Source organism: Nocardia vinacea NBRC 16497 (genome assembly GCF_000308835.1).
Taxonomy (GTDB): domain Bacteria; phylum Actinomycetota; class Actinomycetes; order Mycobacteriales; family Mycobacteriaceae; genus Nocardia; species Nocardia vinacea.
The window spans coordinates 35,030-54,876 of the sequence record NZ_BAGN01000116.1 but is presented as its reverse complement, the minus strand read 5'-3'; the positions used below and the strand labels follow the sequence as shown (position 1 = coordinate 54,876).

Annotated in this window: 20 protein-coding genes; 12 read left to right on the top strand and 8 right to left on the bottom strand. The window is 64.8% G+C overall.

The annotated features are described in order from the left end of the window. Window positions 1-720, top strand: a 720-nt coding sequence (locus ON44_RS16420; RefSeq protein WP_040690876.1) for a beta-ketoacyl synthase N-terminal-like domain-containing protein, incomplete at its 5' end; no start/stop codon positions are given. Between the two features lie 46 nt (window positions 721-766). Here ON44_RS16420 and ON44_RS53445 read toward each other — a convergent pair. The 4 genes from ON44_RS53445 to ON44_RS16400 all read right to left on the bottom strand — a co-directional run bounded on the left by ON44_RS53445 (window position 767) and on the right by ON44_RS16400 (window position 4,445). Continuing rightward, window positions 767-1,171 (bottom strand): helix-turn-helix domain-containing protein, encoded by a 405-nt coding sequence (locus ON44_RS53445; RefSeq protein WP_040690874.1) that lies wholly within the window; start codon window positions 1,169-1,171, stop codon window positions 767-769. Window positions 1,172-1,201: 30 nt separating this feature from the next. After that, on the bottom strand, window positions 1,202-2,011 hold the full coding sequence (locus ON44_RS16410) for an AfsR/SARP family transcriptional regulator (protein ID WP_051182091.1): 810 nt from the start codon (window positions 2,009-2,011) through the stop codon (window positions 1,202-1,204). Window positions 2,012-2,522: 511 nt separating this feature from the next. Then, on the bottom strand, window positions 2,523-2,894 hold the full coding sequence (locus ON44_RS16405; protein WP_040690873.1) for a nuclear transport factor 2 family protein: 372 nt from the start codon (window positions 2,892-2,894) through the stop codon (window positions 2,523-2,525). Window positions 2,895-2,954: 60 nt separating this feature from the next. Next, the gene (locus ON44_RS16400; protein WP_063721576.1) at window positions 2,955-4,445 is read right to left on the bottom strand and encodes a DHA2 family efflux MFS transporter permease subunit; all 1,491 of its coding nucleotides are present in this window, start codon (window positions 4,443-4,445) and stop codon (window positions 2,955-2,957) included. Window positions 4,446-4,584: 139 nt separating this feature from the next. Here ON44_RS16400 and ON44_RS16395 point away from each other — a divergent pair, with 139 nt between their 5' ends. From ON44_RS16395 to ON44_RS16375, 5 genes are all read left to right on the top strand, one after another. Further along, the gene (locus ON44_RS16395; RefSeq protein ID WP_040690871.1) at window positions 4,585-5,172 is read left to right on the top strand and encodes a TetR/AcrR family transcriptional regulator; all 588 of its coding nucleotides are present in this window, start codon (window positions 4,585-4,587) and stop codon (window positions 5,170-5,172) included. A 479-nt stretch (window positions 5,173-5,651) separates the two neighbouring features. Further along, on the top strand, window positions 5,652-6,020 hold the full coding sequence (locus tag ON44_RS16390; protein WP_245567188.1) for a hypothetical protein: 369 nt from the start codon (window positions 5,652-5,654) through the stop codon (window positions 6,018-6,020). Next, on the top strand, window positions 6,010-6,762 hold the full coding sequence (locus tag ON44_RS16385; protein WP_157187183.1) for a hypothetical protein: 753 nt from the start codon (window positions 6,010-6,012) through the stop codon (window positions 6,760-6,762). Before ON44_RS16390 ends, ON44_RS16385 begins: the two co-directional genes overlap by 11 nt. Then, entirely contained in the window at window positions 6,759-7,244 is a 486-nt protein-coding gene (locus ON44_RS16380; protein WP_245567187.1) for a roadblock/LC7 domain-containing protein, read from the top strand. Before ON44_RS16385 ends, ON44_RS16380 begins: the two co-directional genes overlap by 4 nt. After that, complete coding sequence (locus ON44_RS16375; protein WP_040690869.1) at window positions 7,241-7,612, top strand: hypothetical protein; 372 nt, start codon at window positions 7,241-7,243, stop codon at window positions 7,610-7,612. The genes ON44_RS16380 and ON44_RS16375 overlap by 4 nt, the downstream gene beginning before the upstream one ends. An 82-nt stretch (window positions 7,613-7,694) precedes the next feature. Here the strand turns inward: ON44_RS16375 and ON44_RS16370 are convergent, their stop codons facing one another. Together ON44_RS16370 and ON44_RS16365 are read right to left on the bottom strand one after the other, a co-directional pair. Beyond that, the gene (locus tag ON44_RS16370) at window positions 7,695-8,840 is read right to left on the bottom strand and encodes an esterase/lipase family protein (protein WP_040690867.1); all 1,146 of its coding nucleotides are present in this window, start codon (window positions 8,838-8,840) and stop codon (window positions 7,695-7,697) included. Window positions 8,841-9,070: 230 nt separating this feature from the next. After that, entirely contained in the window at window positions 9,071-10,591 is a 1,521-nt protein-coding gene (locus tag ON44_RS16365) for a long-chain-fatty-acid--CoA ligase (protein ID WP_245567186.1), read from the bottom strand. Between the two features lie 102 nt (window positions 10,592-10,693). On the opposite strand from ON44_RS16365, the gene ON44_RS16360 reads away from it, so the two are divergent. Continuing rightward, window positions 10,694-11,344, top strand: a complete 651-nt coding sequence (locus ON44_RS16360; RefSeq protein WP_040690864.1) for a TetR/AcrR family transcriptional regulator — start codon at window positions 10,694-10,696, stop codon at window positions 11,342-11,344. Window positions 11,345-11,698: 354 nt separating this feature from the next. Next, window positions 11,699-12,562: a hypothetical protein gene (locus tag ON44_RS16355; RefSeq protein WP_040690863.1), complete on the top strand. Its 864-nt coding sequence runs from the start codon at window positions 11,699-11,701 to the stop codon at window positions 12,560-12,562. A 92-nt stretch (window positions 12,563-12,654) separates the two neighbouring features. Here ON44_RS16355 and ON44_RS16350 read toward each other — a convergent pair whose 3' ends face one another. Then, a complete protein-coding gene (locus ON44_RS16350; protein ID WP_245567185.1) occupies window positions 12,655-13,221 on the bottom strand; it encodes a DUF8020 domain-containing protein in 567 nt (188 codons plus the stop codon). 297 nt (window positions 13,222-13,518) lie between these two features. Between ON44_RS16350 and ON44_RS16345 the strand changes: the two genes are divergently transcribed. The 3 genes from ON44_RS16345 to ON44_RS16335 all read left to right on the top strand — a co-directional run bounded on the left by ON44_RS16345 (window position 13,519) and on the right by ON44_RS16335 (window position 17,673). Then, window positions 13,519-14,562 carry a T6SS phospholipase effector Tle1-like catalytic domain-containing protein gene (locus ON44_RS16345; protein ID WP_040690860.1) on the top strand — a complete coding sequence of 348 codons (1,044 nt, stop codon included), beginning with the start codon at window positions 13,519-13,521 and terminating at the stop codon, window positions 14,560-14,562. Between the two features lie 62 nt (window positions 14,563-14,624). Further along, on the top strand, window positions 14,625-16,418 hold the full coding sequence (locus tag ON44_RS16340; RefSeq protein ID WP_051182089.1) for a gluzincin family metallopeptidase: 1,794 nt from the start codon (window positions 14,625-14,627) through the stop codon (window positions 16,416-16,418). Between the two features lie 7 nt (window positions 16,419-16,425). Beyond that, the gene (locus ON44_RS16335) at window positions 16,426-17,673 is read left to right on the top strand and encodes a ComEC/Rec2 family competence protein (protein WP_157187182.1); all 1,248 of its coding nucleotides are present in this window, start codon (window positions 16,426-16,428) and stop codon (window positions 17,671-17,673) included. A 58-nt stretch (window positions 17,674-17,731) separates the two neighbouring features. Here ON44_RS16335 and ON44_RS16330 read toward each other — a convergent pair whose 3' ends face one another. Further along, a complete protein-coding gene (locus ON44_RS16330) occupies window positions 17,732-18,952 on the bottom strand; it encodes a hypothetical protein (RefSeq protein WP_040690855.1) in 1,221 nt (406 codons plus the stop codon). A gap of 303 nt (window positions 18,953-19,255) precedes the next feature. Between ON44_RS16330 and ON44_RS46830 the strand changes: the two genes are divergently transcribed. Further along, entirely contained in the window at window positions 19,256-19,843 is a 588-nt protein-coding gene (locus ON44_RS46830; RefSeq protein ID WP_051182088.1) for a hypothetical protein, read from the top strand. Window positions 19,844-19,847: the final 4 nt, after the last annotated feature.

Genomic DNA, 19,847 nt, shown 5'->3' with positions numbered 1-19,847 from the left:
ACCCTGCGCCAGGATCTGCCCTATCTGGTCAATCCCGCGCAGATTCCCAATACGGTGATGAACAGCACCGCCGGTCATATCGCGATCCGGCATCAGCTGAAGGGCGTCAATGCCACGCTGTCGGGTGGTGCCGCATCCAGCCTGCTCGCGTTCCGGTATGCCCGGATGGCGATCGCCCTCGGCCGGGCCGAGCGCCTGCTCGCCGGTGGTGTCGAGGAACTGTCCGCGCCGTATGCCTGGGGTTGGCGGCAGGCCGAATTACTGCCCGCCACAGCGCCTATGGGCGAGGGATGCGCATTGTTCGCGGTGGCCGATGCCGCCACCGTCGAGCAGCCGGCGGCCGAACTGCTGGCCTGCGAGATCGGATTGGCCGGGCCGCAGCAACGGCTCGGTGACGGTCTCGCCATCCGAATCGATCGCGCGCTGCAACGCAGTGGTGTGACACCGGAGGACGTAGCCGCCGTCGCGGTGACGGCGAGCCGAAATTCCGGCCTGGCTCGCGCCGAACAGCTCGCGCTGGGCGCCACCGTCGGCGAGCAGCCGCGCCGGATCGATACGTCCGCGGTCGTCGGCGACACCTATAGCGCAAGTGGCGCACTGCAACTCGCCGCACTGCTGGCGACCTGGAAGCGGGAGGACGCCGCCGCTGGGGCCATCGGTCTGGTCACCACGGTCGGTCTCGACGGGAATGTCGGTTGCCTGGTGGTCCGCAACCGATAGATTCCGCAAATGAGCGGGCCGGAACCGATCGAGGTTCCGGCCCGTTTCATGCGCCACGCCTCGCCGGATCCGAATGCGCTTGTCCGCCTGCCTTGTTCACCACATCGAGCCGCGATACCGCACCGAGTTTGGTGAAGATATTGCGCAGATGCCGTTTGACGGTCCCCTCCGTAATCGCCAATCGAACCGCAATCTGCCTGTTGCTCAATGCCATTGCCACCAGATCCACGATCTCGCGTTCCCGTGGCGACAGCAGGTTCCGGCCCGTTGGCACCGGAACCGCAAGCTCCCCCAACGCCGCCAGCGCATCATCGAGCGCCGACCGTGCCCGCCGCAGTACCTCCGGCTCCGGCGGCCAGGTGTGCGCGTACTGCTCGAGCAGCCGACCGGCCAACTCCACGCGGTTACCGACTCGCAGCTGCAGATCCGGTTTCTCGCCTCGAACCGTCATGCCCGCCCCCATCCGCCAACTGCCGCCGAGTCATCGAGCGACGGGACGCAGGGCGGGCGGCTGCGCGTCGGCGGTCAGGATCTCGCGCTGCAGCCGTCGCAGTTCATCGCTCGGGCCGAGACCCAATTCGCGGTCGAGCAGCACGCGCAGTTCGTGATAGGCCCGCAGCGCCTCGCTGCGACGCCCACTGGCGTGCAGTGCCTCGATCAGGCGCGCGTGCAACCACTCGTTGAGCGGATCGAGCGCGATCAGGCTGCGCAGTTCCGGAATGAGGTCGCGATGCAGGCCCAACCGCATATCGGCCTCGATACGCAGTTCCTGTGCGCGGGTCTTGAGATCGTGCAGATGGGCGACGTGGCGGGACAGGATTTCACCGAGCACCAGATCGGCCAGGGCCCGGCCCTGCCACAGCGCCAGTGCCGACTGCAGGCTTTCCCTGGCCTCGGCGAACGCACCGGCGTGCATCTGGGTGCGCCCCTTATCGACGAGCTGGCCGAAGATCCGGCTGTCGATCTGCTGGTGCGGCACACACAGCTGATAGCCGCACGGCCAGGTGACCAACGCATCCGCACCCTCCACGGTAGACAGCGCCGACCCCCCGGCGAGCATCTTGCGCAGGTGATAGACGTGCGTGCGAGCGGTGGAGGTGGCCTGACTCGGTGGGTTGTCACCCCACAACTCGTCGACCATGGCGTCCATCGAGACCACCTCCCCGGCATTGACCAGCAGTAGGGCCATCAGTCGCCGCACCTTCGGGCCCCGGACGACACCTGGCACCTTCAGCGGGCCGAGCACACGGTATGGCGACTGCGGGAATTGCTCCCGAGCGTGCGATTTCATCGAATTTACAGTGTTCACCGAATACCCCCCGGTATTATGGTTTGCCAGAAAAGCGAATCAAGGAATTCGATCTGTGCGACGCTGCACATCCTCGACCAAAGCTATCAAGATTTTCCGCGACCGTCGATGTGTGTCAGATCGCAATCGGCTCATCCGACGAATACACACGAAAAATTCAGGTAATTCCACGAGACGCTCGATTCTTCGAATCACGGAATTCCGCAGTTGAATAAACCCTACCCACCCTTTTTATCTGCCGGACAGCACGGTTCGTTACGGCCCGACTTCCCATGCCACCGAAAATGGGGGCAATTGATTTGCGTGGTTATCGATGCGCGAACACGAAGTCGGCGGACCACCGATGCGGGTGGCCGCCGACGCACACGCGAAGATCCCGGGCGGAGCGAATCGTTATGATTCCGCCGTCCGCCCGGGACCAACGCATCCTGCTGCGATATTCCTGGAATGCCCTCCGTCCCAGCAGCTATCGCGGGATCACACCCCTACCCGATCACAAACCCATGAACATGTAGACGGCATTCATTCGACCGTCCGCACCGCGCAGGATGAAATCTCGACCGGCGCCGACGACCTGGTCACTGCCGTCCACCATCTCCCACTGCAATGCCACCGAGTCGTGGTTGGCCACGGTATTGACATGCCGGAACCGGAAACCGGCCTCCTGGATGTTCTGCTTGTTCACCCGGTCGATATTCGCCCGAATGTCCGGGACCCCCGCGAAGCTCGCCCCGGCCGGTGAGATGTGAAATGCCGCCGCGTCGGCCCACATCGCCTCGATCGCGGCATGGCGCTTACCCTCGTCGGCCTCGTTCCACATGCCGAAGTAGTCGCTGATGAAATCGTCCAGATTTGCCGAGCTCATAATTCTCGTCCTTTCGTTGGGTTTCGAACAAAACGGGTCGGGGGGCTCCGGCCCGACGTTTCAGGCCACCAGGTCGCCGCGTAATTCCTCGGCTTCGGGTGCGGGCGATTCCGTGCGGCCGCGCGGCAGCACGATGGCCGCGAGCACCGCCCCGACGGCGGCCACCACCGCGCCGACGATCGTCGCCGAGCGCACCCCGTCGAGGAAGGCATCGGTCGCCGAGGCCAACAGCTGGGCGCCACCATCACCGATGAAGCGGGCGGCCGCGGCGGCACCGCCGATCGAACTGGCGGCGGCCTCGTGCAGGCTCGGCGACAGGCCGTCCGGAACAGTCACCCCGTTGCGATAGCCGGTCGTCACCACACTGCCCATGACCGCGATACCGAGCGCACCGCCCAACTGGAACGCGACATCGGCGACCGCGGATCCCGCGCCGGACTGGTGCGCGGGCGTGGCCTCCAGCACCGAATTCGTCGAGGGCGCGGTGCCGAATCCGACGCCGATGCCCATCACCCCGAGCGCGAGCAGCACCCGACCGCTCGACGGTGCGTCACCGGCGGCGAGCACCACCAGCGAGACCACCATCAGCACCAGGCCGAACATCGACACCGGGCCGAGCCCGAACCGCTCGACCAACTTGGTGGCCAACGGCGCGGCGAACATCATCGTGCACAGCGCGAGCATGTGCGCGCCCGCCTTCAGCGGCTCATACCCCAGCGCGAATTGCAGATACAGCGTGACCAGGAACAGCGCGCCGAACAGTCCGAAGGACAGGGTCGAGATCGTCACCAGCGGACCGCCGAACCGGCGGTCGCGGAAGACCGCATCGCTGAGCATCGGATTGCGCGCACGGCGCTCCCAGACGATGAAGCCGGCCAGCACCGCGACACCCCCGATGACCAGGATCAGCGTGCGCGCGGAGGTCCAGCCGTGTGCGGGCGCCTCGATTATGCCGTCGACGGCCGCGAGCAGACCCGCCACCGACAGCACCAGACCGACCGTATCCAGACCCGGATGGTCCTCGTTGCGCGATTCCGGAATGAGCAGCAGGCAGCCGATCAGCGCCGCGCCGATGAGCGGCAGATTGATCAGGAAGACCGACCCCCACCAGACATTCTCCAGCAGGACGCCGCCGATCACCGGGCCGAGCGGGACACCGAGTGAGGCCGCGCCCACCCAGATGCCCATGGCCTTGGCCCGCTCCTCCGACGGGAAAATATGCCGGATCAGCGACAGTGTGGACGGCATGATCAGCGCAGCACCCAGGCCCATTCCGACCCGAGCCGCGATGAGTGTGGCCGCACTGCCCGCAAGCACCGCGGCGATGGAGGCGATGAGGAAAACCACCATGCCGCTGGTGAAGCCGAGTCGGCGACCGAAGCGATCGACGAGTCCGCCCGCGAACAGGATCGGCGCCGCGAACGCCAGCGAATAGGCATCCACCATCCACTGCAACTCGCCGGGCGTCGCGCTGAGCTGGTCCTGAATGGACGGTAAGGCCATCGTGATGATCAGAGTGTCGAGCCCGGCGACGATGAGCGCCAGGCACATTATGGATAGGATCGCCCACCTTCGGGGGTGGGGAATGGTCTCGGTCACGGGTCGTCCCCCTCGGACACCGGATATCGTGTTGACTGTGTCAACCTAACCGGCCCTGTGGACAGCGTCAACTTTCTTTTATGCTCGTTTGATGAACAAAGCCGTCGACACCCGCACAGCCCTGGTAGCCGCGGCCAGCGAGTTGCTGACCAAGGGCGGTCCGGACCATGTCACGCTGCGCGCCGTCGGCGCCGCGACCGGGGTATCGCGGACCGCGCCCTATCGCCACTTCCAGGACAAGGACGCGCTGCTCAGTGCGGTGGCGGCGGAAAATCTGACCTGGTTGATCGGCCAGATGCGGCAGGCGGCCACGGATACGACGGGTGAGGGCACCCCGCTCTATCGCGCCTGCCTCGCCTACGCCCGCGGCGCGATGGAACGCCCCGATCACTACCGCCTCGAATTCGGCGACTACCAGATCCAGTCCCCTAGCCAGGTGCTGCTCGACGCCGCCGACGAATGCGCCGCGTACTTCTACGAACTCGTCGCCGACGCGCAGCGGGACCGGATCCTCATCCCCGGCGATGTTCGCGAGATCGCCGCGCTGATCTGGGCCATGCTGCACGGCCAGGTCCACCTCACACTCGCCGAACATCTGCACGAGCCCAGGACCGTCGAGGGTGCGACGGTCATGCCACGACTGATCGCGCTCGCCCTGCAAAGCCTCGCGCCGCACTGAGTTTCGGCCTCCTCGCCGGAGCCGCCCCGCCACCCCACCGAGCCCGGCATCCACACACTGGCCCCGCCCCGAATGCCGCCCGGGCTTCGCCGTCTCCCGCACAACTCGGCCGCCTGGCCGCGTGTTCGCCAGTCAGTAGCTATGCTGGACATATACGTTTGCTGATCGAAATGCCGGTTCTCCACTGCCACCGCGACTCTCGTCGCCTCGACACCAACAGTAGTTAATACCGAATGACATTCGGCCGTCGGCAGCCGAAAAGTGAGTATTCCGTGCCACATTCGGCTCGGCCGACATTTTTGATACCGAAAGGTATTGATACCGAAAGGTATTCTTATCCGCGTATCCGGCGGAAATGCGGCGCTCGGTCAGAAATCTGAAGAATTCGCCTTCCATCACCTGTCCGCAGTGTGTAGCGTCTGGACCGCTGGAATCCCCGAAATGACAGGCCGGGCGCGGTGATCGGTATCGACGACTGCTTGAAACGCATCATGGACATTCCCGGTGCGCGCAGCGTGACGATGGTGGACAGCGCGAGCGGTCTGGCGATCGCCGCGGCGGGTCGGCACGACCATGTCGATCAACACGAGGATGCCGCTACCACGACTGATGTGGTCCGCACGGTGCTCGGCTGTCCGGCGCTGGCGACCGATCGCGACGACGACCTCACCGAGATCATCGTGTGCGGCACCCGCGGCTATCACCTGTTGAATCTGGTGAACGGCGACTTCGACGGTCGCCTTTTCGTACACGTGCTATTCGACGAGGACACCGGAAATCTGGCCATCGCGAGATTTCGACTCCGCACAATTCTCGGCGAATTTGTCGAGGACGCTCATGGTCGTTGACGTCGCGACCGAACTGCGGCGACTGGAAAAGCAAAGAAGCACCGGCGTACTGTGCGCGGGCGATGGCGCATTTCACCTCGCAGACGGTGCGATAACCGCCGCCGACTGCCTGCGCACCACCGATCTGGAACGGCTCGCGATCGCGGCCGGTGTAGCGACCGCGGCGGAATGGCAGCGGGCCGCGTCCGGCGATCCGGGCCGTGTGCCGGTCCTACCGCGACTGGAAACCCTGGCGTTGCTGTCGGTCTTCGACGCCGCCTACTTTCTACTCGCAACGCCGGTCGTTCCAGAATTCCGATCGGCGCCGCCGCACTGGTTGACCCCGGTCTGCCAGATCCCGCCGCAGGTACTGCTGCACGAGTGCGCCCGGCGGGGTGATCCGGAGGCCGAACCATGGCCGGCCGAACTGGTCGACCGCGCTCCCGTCGTGCCGGTGCGCCGTGTCCGGCGCAGACGCGTCGCGCTCAGCGGCGGCCAGACCGAGGTACTCGCCGCCGCCGACAGTAGGCGCAGCGTCACCGGCATCGCCCGCGACCTGGGCCGCACCAGCTACGGCGCGCTGGTCGCGGTGCGCGAGCTGACCGCGGCGGGACTCATCGAGCCGCCCGATCTGGGTACCGAGCCGCGGCAATTTCTCCCGCGCCGGGTGCGCCGGGCCCCGGTCGCGCACCCGCAGAGCTGGGAGCCGGTCGATCGCGATGTGCTCGTCCGCCTCCGTGCGGCGTTGGAGGAGCTTGCGTGACCGCGCGGAAGAAACTGCTCGGCGAGTTGATGGGAAGGTTGACGAAGGTGGCGATGTCCGGACCCGAACCGAATGCGGCGGTGCTGGCGGAACTGAAGGCGCTACGCGATCGTCTGCCTCATCTGACCGGCACGCTCGTCGCCTCGAGTGACGGACTGCTCGTCGCACACGATCTGCCACCCGATATCGAGCCGACCCGCATGGCCGCGCTGGCCTCGGCCCATCTGTCGCTGTCATATCAGCTGGCCGTCACCGCGCACGGCGGTGGATTCCGCGAGGTCGTGGTGCACGGCACCGGCGGGCACGCGGTGATCTACGCGGCGGGCTGGACCTCGCTGATGGTGCTCGCCGGACCCGAGGTGAATGTCGGCCGCCTGCACCTGGAATCACGCCCGGTAGCTCGCAATATCGCCGATCACCTGACAGCCACCGACTCCGGAAAAGACCGGACCTGGAAAACCGATCGAAAGGAACCGATATGACGAATCTGGATCTGGCGCTGAAGGACATGATGGGGATAGACGGTGCGATCGGCGCCGCCGTCGTCGACTACAGCAGCGGCATGGCCCTCGGCATGCTCGGCAGTTCCAAGGCACTGGATCTGCAGGTCGCCGCGGCGGGGAATACCGAGGTGGTGCGCGCCAAGCTGCGGACCATCGAGCAGCTCCAGATCAAGGAGGATATCGAGGATGTCCTCATCACGCTGACCGGCCAGTACCACATCATCCGCCCGATGACCGGCCGCAAGTCCAAGGGCCTGTTCCTCTATATCGCCCTGGACCGTGGCCGGGCGAACCTCGCGCTGGCTCGGCACCGCCTCAAGTCCATCGAAGAGGATCTCGAGGTGTGAGCTTGCGGTGCAACACCTTTCGCAGCCGGGCGGTGTGGACATCGACCACACCGCCCGGCGTCGAGATGAATCACGTTGCGGACTAGAGCTTTCCGCCGCCACCGATCATCCAGGGATTGAAGGTGCAATCCAGGTTCCGGTTGGCATCGGGGTCGAGGGTGTGCAGCGTGATCGATGCGGCGCGGGGGGAATACATGATCGTCAGGTGGTCGGACATGTCCTGCGGGCAGCCATCTTGGAGAGTGATGTTGTGGACCGTCGCATCCGGGCCTGGCTGTAGGAAGGTCCATTCGTATGGGTTGGACACTTCGTCGTGGCTGGTGCCGACGGTCGTGTAATCGACTCCGGGCACGGTATCGCCATTTGCGTTGAGGGCCGCGTAGAACGTCGAGCCCACAGCCTGTTGGATATTGGTGATGCCGACGATCGGTTCGTAGAAACCGAGAATGTTCACGCCGAGATTGGTGATCAATCGGCCGAGTGTCGCCATTCCCATCAGGGAGGTGCCGTGATTGGTCGCACCGAAGGTGATCAGCTTGTCGACTTTGTCCGCACCGCCATCGAACTCGAGGTATTGGCTGGAAACCGGGCCGCCCTGGGAATGCGCGACGATATCGACCCGATCCGCACCGGTGGCCGACCGCACACGATCGACGAATTCGCTCAATTGCCGCGCGGAATCCTCCATCGGCCCGACGCCGTAGCGGCCCGGCAGCACGGGGCCGATACCACCGCCCTCCAGCAGATTGGATCGACCGTAGTTGAATGCGAAGACGCAATATCCGGCGCGGGCGAGCTGCGGCGACAGGTACGCGAAGGTGTCGTAGGCATTGAGCCAAGTGCCGTGCACCAGCACGACCGGCCGCGGATGGGCCGCCGACGGGGTGCAGTTCGCCCGGTTCGCGCCGGGTGGGGCCGCATCGGGATGGGTCAGGCCGTATCCGAAGGCGGCCAGGTAGGCCGACACTTCCGGGCCCTCGCCCACGGCGGCCGTGGCGTGGCTGCGCGAACCGGATCCGGAGCTGCTGCCGGTATCGACGATCGCCTTCGGCTGGTTGCCGTCCGGCGCGGGCCGCAAGCCCGCGTTCAGGTAGTCGATGAGCTCCTGCTGAGTAAATCGCGGAGCCGGGTCCGCGGTCGATACGCCGACGCCCGAACTCGCGGCGAGTGCGGTAACGCCGGTAATAATGGCGAGACCGAGCGCTCTTCGGCCGATTCTGTGCTTCATTGCAAAACCTTTCCTGCCGCTTCGTGATTCAATCGTAATAAAGCGGCAAGATCATCATTACGGTCCGTTCCTTCGATGTCACTGCGCTTTCGAAACAAGAACACGGTCGACATACTGTCGTGGCATACACTGAATAACAGGCAGCATGACCGACACCCATTATCGCGATCACAAAGATCGCGATAATTCGTATTTTGAATTATTTCGCCCCTACAGTCGGGCAAAAACACTCAGCTGAACTGTTTCTTCAGCTCTCGCTTGAGCACCTTATGACTCGGCCCGAGCGGAAGTTCCGCGACGAACTCGACCCGTCGCGGATACTTGTGCTTCGCCAGATGCGCACGCCCGTAGGCGATCACGTCGGCGGCGGTCACCGGTGCCGCGGGCACGACGACCGCGCAGACCTCCTCGCCGTAGGTCTCATCCGGCACTCCGATGACCGCGACCGCGGCGATATCCGGATGCCGCAGTAGCGCCTCTTCGACCTCCGTCGGATACACATTGAACCCGCCGCGGATGATCATGTCCTTGATCCGGTCCACAATCGTCAGGTAGCCGTCGGCATCCTTGACGCCCAGATCACCGGTGCGGAACCAGCCGTCGACCACCGCCGCTGCCGTGACCTCCGGCTTCCCGAGATACCCGTTGAAGACATTGTGGCCGCGGATGACCACCTCGCCGAGTTCACCGATGGGCAGCAGCGCAATCCGCTTCGTTTCGGACGGATCCGCGATCTCCACATCGACGCCCCAGACCGAATGTCCGACCGTTCCCGGTTTCACGCCGAAGTCCGGCTGGTTCACCGCCGCCGTCGGCGAGGTCTCCGACAGCCCGTAGCCTTCCAGGATCCGCGCACCGAAGACCTCCTCGAATGACTCCAGCACCGGTTGCGGCAGCGATGCGCCACCGGAGATGCACAGCCGCAGTCGCGGCGGATCCGGCAGGTCGCGGGCGGCGGCGATCAAGCCGACATACATGGTCGGTACGCCGTGAAAAGTGTTGACGCCCTGTGCTTTCATCAGACGGACGGCCTCGCCGGCCTCGAAGCGAGGCAGCAGCACCAGGCCGGCGCCGGCCCGCCAGGTCGCATTCATCGACACCGTCTGTCCGAATACGTGGAACAGCGGCAGCGCGCCGAGCGCCACATCATCGCTGCGAACATCGTTGGCGTCGAAGGCATTCACCGTCGCGTTCAGCACCATATTCAGGTGACTGAGCTCGGCGCCCTTGGGGCGACCGGTGGTGCCGCTGGTGTATAACACCACGGCCGGATCCTCGGGCCGCCGCGTGACAAAGTTCGCAATGGGCTGTGCATCAAGGGAATTCGGCTCGACCAGTGATACCTCAGCAGCGGTCGCGGCCGCGCGGCCCACCTCCGCGAACCACGGATGACACACGAGCAGGCGAGCATCGCTGTCGCGCAGCACATGTTCGACCTCACCCGCGGTCAGCAGCAGATGCACCGGGACCACCACCGCACCCGCGGCGATAATCGCGTAGTAGGCGGCCGGAAATTCGGCGGTATTCGGGCACATCAGCGCCACCCGGTCGCCCGGCCGCACACCGAGTTCGATCAATGCGGCGGCCTGGCTCCGCGCCCGGCGCCACAGCTCGGCGAAGGTGATTCGCTGCGCGCCTTCTATCAGCGCGATCCGGTCGGGTCGCCGTCTCGCTTGTTCGGCCGGGATGCTCGCCAGGGACAGTGTCGCGTTCATGCCGCAGGCCCGGTGAATCTCGTCATCGCTCTCCAAAACTAGCAGCGCAAGTTTCCAGCCAACCGTACGGGACAGAAACTAGCGATGCAAGTTTGATACGGCTGCTGCAAGAATGCGAGCACCGAGAGGAGGCGATACATGGCCCGACCCCGCCGACCGCTGCTCACCCACGAGCGCATCATCGAGACCGCATTGGCCCTCGTCGATGCGGATGGGCTGACTGCGGTTTCGACCCGCCGTCTCGCCGCCGAACTCGGCGTGCAGGGACCGTCGCTGTACAACCACGTCGGCACCAAGGACGAAATCATCGATGCGGTGGTCGATTCCGTGCTCGGCGAGGTGGATACCTCGATGTTCGGCGAGCTGTCGGCCGATAATCCGGATTGGCGATCGGCGCTGCGCCGCTGGGCCCATTCCTATCGGAGCGCGGTCGCCGCGCATCCCAATATCGTCCCGGCACTGGCGAGCGGACCCGGTCTCCGGCCCAACGCATTACGCATGGCCGATGCGGTATTCGGCGGTTTGGTCGCGGCGAATTGGCCGCGCCGGGAAGCCACGACCGTGGGCACTCTGATGCGCTACTTCCTCACCGGATCATCGCTCGGTTCGTTCGTCGCAGGCTTTCCCACCGACGCCGAGGTCTATGCCGAGGAGTACCCGCACCTGAACGAGGCACATCTACTCGCCGAGCGGCAGCAGCGGATCGATCAGGACGCATTCGAGGTCGGTCTCGAATCGCTGCTGGATGGGCTCGAGGGGCGCTACCGGTTACTGCCGCGCACTCGGTAGCTCGATCCCGGTGCGCTGGTAGGCATCCCGAGGCGGCTGTCTATCGGGTCACAGTCGGCGCGGTTGCCGGAGCCGTATCGACGCGGCTACCCGCGCATTTTGCCGACCGCGAAAACACCTACAAGAGAGCAAGTTTCATCGAATTCACCCGCCTCGGCGACGCTTGTATCACGGCCGTTTCACAAGTTACGTGTGCATGGGGTCACGTTGCCCCGCCGACCGCGGAGTCCTAACGTAACTCCCTGTTAACAGACGATGTCGTCTGTACCAATTCCTATTATTCGTCCCAGGAGGACATGCCCCGCAGCGTCCGCTTCCTCGAAACCGGAAGTGGCACAGCAGGTGTGGTTAGAAATGGCACACACAACGCCTTGGCAAGAAAACAATGTTCAGCTCGGTCGCCCCGAGAACGATGACGATCTCATCGGCGAGGTGACCGCACAACGTTTCGATCTACGGTCCGATTGGGGTTATCTGTGTGCCCCGGGTCTGGGTCTGGTCACCTTCCTACTGCTGTTCCAGCCGTGGATTTCGGCAACCGGGCCCAACGGCACCGTCACCTCCAATGCATTCGGCCGGATCGACGGATTCACCACCGGCTCATTCCAATCCGTGGTGAGCATCAGCAGCACCTGGGCCGTCCTCACCACCCTGGCGATCGCCGGTACGGTCGTCGCGACCGTGATGTTTTTCCGGGTCCGCAGTCGGCTGCTTTCCTATCTGGTGCTGGGCTGCAGCATTGCCGCCGCCCTTTTCGTACTCGCCGCCTTGTCCTACCTCAACGGCAAAGCGCCGGAATTGCGCGAAATCACCGAATCCGCAAACCAGTCCGGACTTTTCAGCTGGCTCTTCGGAAATAACTCGGCAACCGACCTCGCGGGTGAACACCGAATCGCCAGCGCCGGTCTCGATTTCGCCGCCACGCTCAGCGCTGTCACCGCATGCGGTGCCGCACTGGCCGCCGGTGCCATGAGTCTGCGCAAACAAGGATTCACAGTTCGCCTGATCTCGGCTCCCCAGCCGAATGTCACTGCGGCGGAGAACACGTCGGAGCAATCCGCCCAGAAGGCATCGGAAACCGACGTATTCCTCTGGGAACAACTGGCTTTCGACGATGACCTGGCCGTTTACGACCCCCAGGTCCGCCGCCGGATGGTTCGTCGAACCAAGACAGCCGATCGCCGCCCACCCGCGCGCGAAACGGCACTGACCAGGTAACGCGCGCAACGCAGCGGGCAAAAGCGGGCCGGGCGGCCAATAGGCGCCCGGCCCGCTTGCATTGTGTTCGATTACCTCCGATGCGTGACCTGTCACGGGAACGGCGAGAAGAAGCCGATCGCCGCACCGATGGCTGCGCCGATCGCGCATCCGAAGATCGCACCGACCAGGAAGAACCAGATACCGATCGCAACACCGACCAAGCAACCGATGGTTGCGCCGACAGCGATCGAAATCGGTCCCCAGGCCTGGTGCACGCCGGGCATATTCTGGGAGTCGACGGCCTCAGTTGTCGGTCCGCCGACCGGCGTGAGGGTCAATTGCGTGCTGGTCCTGTCCAGCGACGGTGTCACCGCGAGGCTCTGTCCGGCTTCGGTACGCAGTGTCGTCGGGATGCTGCCGACTACCGCACCATTGTCCGCGAGGACCGTGACGGCATCGGGTGTGACGACGAATCTGCCGGAGGCCAGGCTCACCAGAGCACTTGTGTGATCGGCTGCGAGAGTCGTTGTGTAGGCGATCGGGCCGTCCGCGGCGTTGAGGCTGACATCGGTCAGCATCCCCTCACCATGTGCGGTGGCAGTGGCTATGCTGGTCGCCGCAACGGCCATAAAGGCGGTCGCTATCAATTTCTTGACGAACATTGGACTTCCAATCATTTCCGATTTCCATGACGTTCCCCGACAAACGGCACCCGGATATCTATAATGATGCTCCGCGTATTTGATTGAGTCGACAACTTCTTTGCGGAATGAAAGTCGGTTTTACTCCCCTAGGGAATAGGAAATCGGATTCCGATCGAATAACATCGAGCGGTCGATTCGATTTCCCCGCCGAGCGCATCGTCTAACTACGCACAGTGCCACCGAACGCGGAAAATCGATCGCCGACCGGGGGCGAAACTCAGGTACCGCACTACTCGATACTTCGCGGCTCGACAGGCCCACACTCGTTGCGTGTCCACCGGTAAGAACATCGTCATCTGTCTCGACGGAACAGGCAATCAGGTCCGCGCCAGCGGTAGCACCAACGTGGTCCGCCTGTTCGAGATGCTGGACCTGAGCGATGCCACGAAACAGATCGCCTACTACGACCCGGGTGTCGGTACCTTCAGCTCTCAGGGCGCATGGACGCCTCCGGCCCGGTGGTTCTCGCGAGTGCTGGGCCTAGCGGTCGGCAGCGGGCTGCGTTCGAATCTCGCCGAGGCCTACTCCTATTTGATAGAGCACTGGCAGGCGGGCGACCGGGTATTCGTATTCGGATTCAGCCGCGGCGCGTATACCGCGCGAGCGCTGGCCGGATTACTGCATGAGCCCGGCCTGCTGCGGCCGGGTAGCGAAAATCTCGTCCAGTACGTCGTCAGCGCCTACACCCGCAAGACCACGAACTGGCCGGAACTTCGCCGATACGCGCGCACCTTCTGCTCGAAGTCCGCGGACGGCGACTTCTCGATTCCCGTCGAATTCCTCGGCGTATGGGACACGGTCAAAGCCGCCGGGCTGCTGCGCTGGGAACTGAAATGGCCCTTCACCAGGCAGGTGCCCAATGTGGTGAAGGCACACCACGCCGTTTCGATCGATGAGAAGCGCCGTCCGTACGAGGAATACCTGGTCACTCCGAAGGGAAACCGGCCGATGCTCACCGAGGCCTGGTTCGCCGGTGTCCACTCCGACGTCGGCGGTACCTTCGAGGACGATCCGAAGCTGGCCGAAATCGCGCTCAAGTGGATCACCGACGCTGCGCTCGAGGCCGGATTGCTGCTGCGCGCCGGGACTTACCTGGACACCTGCGCGATACGCCCCGAGCATGCGAACGGCAGCGTGCACCGAATGGGCTGGATCTGGGCCCTGCTCACCTACCGCCGGCGGAAGGTTCCGGCGGGTGCTCGGGTGCACGCGAGCGTGCGGTCACGGTGCGAGAGCGATACGACGTATGGAAAACGAATCCCCCGGGATGTCATGTGGGAAGACGAGCAATGGACGAAACTGCGAACTCAGTAGAGTACGCGAGCGGAATCTGTCCACCGGCCCGGCGCAGACTGCGTACTTTCGCATTCGACCCGATGTCGACGCGTCTGTCCGGCCAGTTCCTCACACTGGATATCCCGTTCGAACACATCCGGGGACCGGGCCCCGACGGCACACTCGTGCAGGTGGTCGATTTCGACGCCAGCCGCAATGCCTGGTACGAGCCGGTCGACCTCGACGATCCATTTGTCTTGGCGCAGGACGGAATTCGACCGACCGAAACCGATCCCCGTGCGCACCAACAGATCGTCTATGCGGTCGCGATGAGCGTCATCGAGCGATTCGAACGGTTCATGGGACGTCGATTCCGGTGGCACCGAGACCAGATCCTGCGTCTGGTCCCGCACGCTTTCGAGGGGCAGAACGCCTATTTCGATCCGCGGCGCCGCGCCCTGCTGTTCGGCTATTACCAAGCCGATGCCGAGAATCCGGGCGCAAATCTCCCCGGACAGGTCATCTTCACCTGCCTGTCGAGCGACATCATCGCGCACGAGGTGACACATGCGATCGTGCATCGAATCCGGCGGCTGTACAACGAATCCACCAACCGGGATGTCTTCGCCTGGCACGAGTCCGTCGCCGACTTGATCGCGCTGTTCCAGCATTTCGCCCACCGAGACGTAGTGCTCGACGCGATCGCGACCACATCGGGAGTACTCGAGAAGAGTGCGGGGCTGCTGGACCTGGCCAGGGAGTTCGGCGAGTCCACCGGACGCGGCGCGGCATTGCGTTCGGCGCTCGAGGACCGCAGCCGCACACCCGAACGATTTCGCGCGGCACAGGAGCCGCACGAACGCGGTGCGTGTTTCGTGGCGGCGGTATTCGACGCGTACTTGGACGCCTACCAAAGCGCGATCGCGGATCTGCTGCGGATCGCCAGTGGCGGCACCGGAGTGCTGCCGCCCGGTCGCCTGCACCCGGATCTGGTATCTCGGATCGCCGACGAGGCGGTCAAGACCGCGGACCGGATGCTCGGGATGGTCGTGCGGAGTTTCGACTACCTCCCGGTATTGGACGTCACATTCGGCGATGTCGTCCGGGCGATCGTCACCGCGGATCGCGGGCTTTATCCCGAGGATCGGCAACACCTGCGCAGCACGCTCGTGGAGGCGCTGCGGCGGCGCGGCATCTGGCCGATAAGCGTCACCTCGCTGACCGATGAAGCGCTGGTCTGGCAGCGGCCGGACACCCGGCTGAACCTCGGCGACGGCGATCACCCGGTGGATTTGTCCCGGGTCATCCTGTCCGCATCGAAGGATCTCGACCCGATCGGTATTCCGGGTGAATTGCGTACACCCGCCGTACTCGACGGCAACGGCACCTCCGGTCGGGAAAGTTCTTCGGCCCGACATTCCGTTTTCGAGCAGGTCGCCCAGGAGCTCATCGGATGGGCCAACGCGAACGCCGCCCGCATCGGACTGGATCCGAACTTCAAAATCAGCTGCGAGGGAATCCACGTCTCGTACCGGATGGCGGGCGATCGGTTGCCGCGTCCCGAATTGGCCATCCAGTTGCTGCAGCGTCGCGCGGATCTCGAAGATGCGGGCCAAGGGAAGCACCAACCGGTGATCCGCGCCGGTACCGCGCTCGTCGTCAGCGCCGACGGGAGCGTGGACTATGTGATCGCCAAGCCGCTGCCGTTCAGCGACGAGTCGTCGGCGGCTGACGACACTGCCATCGCGTTCCACCGGGCGGGCAAGCAACGGCTGGCCGCGATGCGGGAATGGTTCGACCGATTGGAAGCCGACGACGCGCTGAGCGCATGGACGCCCGAGCACGCGATCCACCGCCTCGACTTCGCGGCGATCCACGCGCTAACAGATGAGTAGGTACGAAATGTCAACGCCGACAACGATTGCCGTCCGGATGTACAACGTCGGATTCGGCGACGCGTTCACCGTGACGGTGCGGCGCAAGAACGAAACCTGGCGCATGCTGGTCGACTGCGGCGTGCACAGCCAGGGCCGCGCACGCCCGATCCGCGACTCCGTGCAGGCCATCATCGCCGACCTCACCGAGGCCGATCCGCACCACCGACCGCACCTCGACATCGTGGTCGCCACCCATCACCACGCCGATCACATCACCGGATTCGCCTGCCGGGAATGGGAACAGGTGACTGTGGACGAGGTGTGGGTGCCATTCGTCGAGGATCCCGACGACGAGGACGCGCGCCGGATCCGCAGCGGGCAGGTCGATGCCGCGAACGGTCTGCTCGCGCTGATCGAGCGGCGCGGCAACGGGCGTCGCATGTCGGCGACCGTCGAACAGGCACAGGCATTCGCGGTGAACTCGCAGGGCAATGCCGCCGCGACCGATCGCCTCCTCGGCCGCAATTTCAGCGGATTCGCCGCACCCCACCGGGTGCGGTACCTGCCGAGCAAGGACGAAACCGAGAATACGATCGCCGTGGATCGCGTCGGGCTCGTCGCACATATCCTCGGGCCGCCGCGCGATGCCCGATTCCTGAAGCGCATGGATCCGCCTGCGAAGCAATCGTGGCCCTTGGTACGCGCGGGCGCGTCCGCGGAGAGCGACGGCAGGCCGACGCCGCTGTTCAATCGGCGCTATATCGCGCGGAATACCCTGCCGGACCGCCTGCTTCAGGCGAAGGCGGATCTGGACCTGGACGAACTCGTCGACGATGACGATCGACTGCTGCGCGCCGCCTCGATTCTCGAGAACGCGGTCAACAACACCAGCGTCTTCTTCGTGCTGGATATCGCCGGAACCCGGTTGCTATTTCCGGGAGACGCGCAGCAGGGTGCATGGGAGCACGTCCTATCCGATCCGCGCAATGTCGATCTCGTGTCCCGCCTGGCCTTCTACAAGGTCGGACATCACGGTTCGCACAATGCCACACCCCGGCGTTTCATCGAAAAAGATTGGCAGACAGAAGGTTACGCGATGATTCCGTTCGGACTCGTCAAGCGCTGGGCGAAGACCATTCCGAAGAAATCGCTGGTCGATTCGCTGGTGAGTCACGATCACACCGTCATCCGAGCCGACACGGCTCCCGATGTCGTCCCCGGCAAGATTGCCGTCAACGGTGACCTGTGGTCCGAGGTAACGCTCACCGCCTGATCCTCATCCGAGCCGGACTTGCCGAGGTGGGACGTTGCGGTCGCCGGGTGGGTCGGCGTCAGCCGCCGTGCAGCCAGCGTTCCTTCAACATCCAGTGGTTGGCCCACCAGGCGCGTATGACTTCGGGATCTGCGTTCAGCGATGGTGGTGGGGACTCACCGGGAAAGAGCCAGTTGCCCTCCGGCGCGCCGACGGTGGTCGATGTCGGCGCTTCGGTCGTGGTGGAGCCGGGTTCGGTCGGGAGTGCAGAGCCTGGCGTCGACTCCGTTGTGGGTGCGGCACCGGGTTCGGTCATCTGCGTTGTGGGTGCGGAGGCGGTTGCCGGCGGGGTGCGGCGAGCCGGTGGCCGTGTGGGTGCCATCGGCACGATCTGTTGCGGCGTCGGTTCGACGGCGGTCGGGGTAGTGGGCGGTGCGGATTCGATGGTGATCGGCGCGGATGGGATGGCGGCTGCGGGCGTGCTCGGTGGCAGCGATTCGGCGACTCGGCCGATGGCCTCGCTCGGGTGGTCGTCGAGGATCTGCGCCACCGCGATGCCGGACGCACCCAGTACCGTCGCAATGGCGGCGGCGCCCAACAGCATTCGTCGTTTCCGACGGCCGTTGCTCGGCACCACCACCGGTAGCTCGCGCAGCCGCTCGGCGGCAATCAGTGCTGCCCCGCGGGCTGCGGCATCGGCGTAATCCGGAACCAATGTCACCGGCGCCTCGAATCCGACTTGCAGCACGGTCGCGATGTCGGGGTCACCCGCCCCCGAACCGCAGACAGCGACGGCGTCCAGATCAACGGAATCCAGGATCGGCGATATCCGGCTGATCATGTGGCCCGCGGAATCGGCGTCCACTGGGCCGGAAGCCCAAGAGTCGGCTGCCGATACCGTGTCGCGCGCCGGTCCGAGGAGCACGAACGAGGTCTGGCCGTCCACGAGCTCCAACACGAGCACGGTGCCGAATTCGTCGAGTCCGCGCTCCTCCCTGGCCAGCACAGCCAGCGCCGATCGATCCGAGACCAGCGACGAAGACGCCCACTTCCCGGCCGCCAGCTCCGATACGATCGACCGCCGCTCGGCCACCGACCGGTACACGATGGCAACGTCCTCGACCCCGGTATCGTCACCCAGCTCGTCGGCGAGACCATCCAGTAGGCCGCTGATCGCAGCGCCGACCGCACCCCCGCCCAGCCGTCGCTGTACCGAACACAAAACAATCCCAGGCGGCCCCGCCGCCAACACGACCCCGCGCACCACCGCCTGCTCCACCGATATCCCGACTGTGGCCATACCGAACACCCCTACTCGGAGACAACTCTCGCCTGTCATTCGCCACGGACACGTCAACCGATTGCACCCCGGTCGATCTGAATCCCCGCGTATCGCACACCGCTTGGACATAACCACAGATTTGCGAGGACGCACGGGATTTGGCAGTTCTCCCTAATCCGGCCGCGTCGGCCGCTTAAGCTTGCTGCGCCGCAACGTGCGACAAAAGCTCGAGGTCGACAAGCTAAGAGGTAGACGTCCAGGAGGTGCGGAATGCCGGAAGCCGGTCGTTGGCGTGGATCACGTCCGATATTGATTGCGAGCATGTTGCCAGTTGCGATCGTCCTCGGCACCGGAGTAGCGAACGCATCCCCGGCTGAGACCGCGCAGGCGCCTGCCATCCCATCGGCGACAGTGGACTGGCTATCCGACAGCCACCGCGGCGATCGAGCTGTCGGCCCAGCGCATCCGCTCGCCGCCGACCGTTGGACCCGAGTCGAGACGGTGGACGCGCCGGACGTGCCGCCGACCGTGGATCAGCAGCCGATCCAGGCCTTCTGCGAGCGCATCCCGGTAGATCCCGGCAGATGCAGCGCCACCGCCGTCGACGCGGGCGTCGGTGCGGTGATCGGTGCAGGCATCGCCGCGGGAGTGTCCGCGCCCGTCGCGATAGCCGCCGGAATGGTCGGCGCGGCCGCCGGATTCGTCGCCGGTATCCCGTTCCTGCCGACCGGCTTGGTTGTCGGCCCGCTCCTCGGCGCGGCCGTCGGCGTCGCCATCGTAGCCGGACCTGCCGCCCTGCTCGGCGGGGCGCTCGGGGCGTCGCTCGGGGCGATATTGGGCATCACCACGCCACTCCCGCAAGACGGCCGAACCGATGGATCCGGCGCGTCCACCACCTCGCCGAGATAAACGC

Bases quoted from the DNA above. Each gene is read 5' to 3' on its own strand.
- ON44_RS16340 (WP_051182089.1), top strand. From the start codon at position 14,625: ATGTCGACGCGTCTGTCCGGCCAGTTCCTCACACTGGATATCCCGTTC.
- ON44_RS53445 (WP_040690874.1), bottom strand. From the start codon at position 1,171: ATGACGGTTCGAGGCGAGAAACCGGATCTGCAGCTGCGAGTCGGTAAC.
- ON44_RS16335 (WP_157187182.1), top strand. From the start codon at position 16,426: ATGTCAACGCCGACAACGATTGCCGTCCGGATGTACAACGTCGGATTC.
- ON44_RS16330 (WP_040690855.1), bottom strand. From the start codon at position 18,952: ATGGCCACAGTCGGGATATCGGTGGAGCAGGCGGTGGTGCGCGGGGTC.
- ON44_RS16350 (WP_245567185.1), bottom strand. From the start codon at position 13,221: ATGATTGGAAGTCCAATGTTCGTCAAGAAATTGATAGCGACCGCCTTT.
- ON44_RS16410 (WP_051182091.1), bottom strand. From the start codon at position 2,011: ATGAAATCGCACGCTCGGGAGCAATTCCCGCAGTCGCCATACCGTGTG.
- ON44_RS16395 (WP_040690871.1), top strand. From the start codon at position 4,585: ATGAACAAAGCCGTCGACACCCGCACAGCCCTGGTAGCCGCGGCCAGC.
- ON44_RS16375 (WP_040690869.1), top strand. From the start codon at position 7,241: ATGACGAATCTGGATCTGGCGCTGAAGGACATGATGGGGATAGACGGT.
- ON44_RS16400 (WP_063721576.1), bottom strand. From the start codon at position 4,445: ATGTGCCTGGCGCTCATCGTCGCCGGGCTCGACACTCTGATCATCACG.
- ON44_RS16360 (WP_040690864.1), top strand. From the start codon at position 10,694: ATGGCCCGACCCCGCCGACCGCTGCTCACCCACGAGCGCATCATCGAG.
- ON44_RS16355 (WP_040690863.1), top strand. From the start codon at position 11,699: ATGGCACACACAACGCCTTGGCAAGAAAACAATGTTCAGCTCGGTCGC.
- ON44_RS16385 (WP_157187183.1), top strand. From the start codon at position 6,010: ATGGTCGTTGACGTCGCGACCGAACTGCGGCGACTGGAAAAGCAAAGA.
- ON44_RS16370 (WP_040690867.1), bottom strand. From the start codon at position 8,840: ATGAAGCACAGAATCGGCCGAAGAGCGCTCGGTCTCGCCATTATTACC.
- ON44_RS46830 (WP_051182088.1), top strand. From the start codon at position 19,256: ATGTTGCCAGTTGCGATCGTCCTCGGCACCGGAGTAGCGAACGCATCC.
- ON44_RS16405 (WP_040690873.1), bottom strand. From the start codon at position 2,894: ATGAGCTCGGCAAATCTGGACGATTTCATCAGCGACTACTTCGGCATG.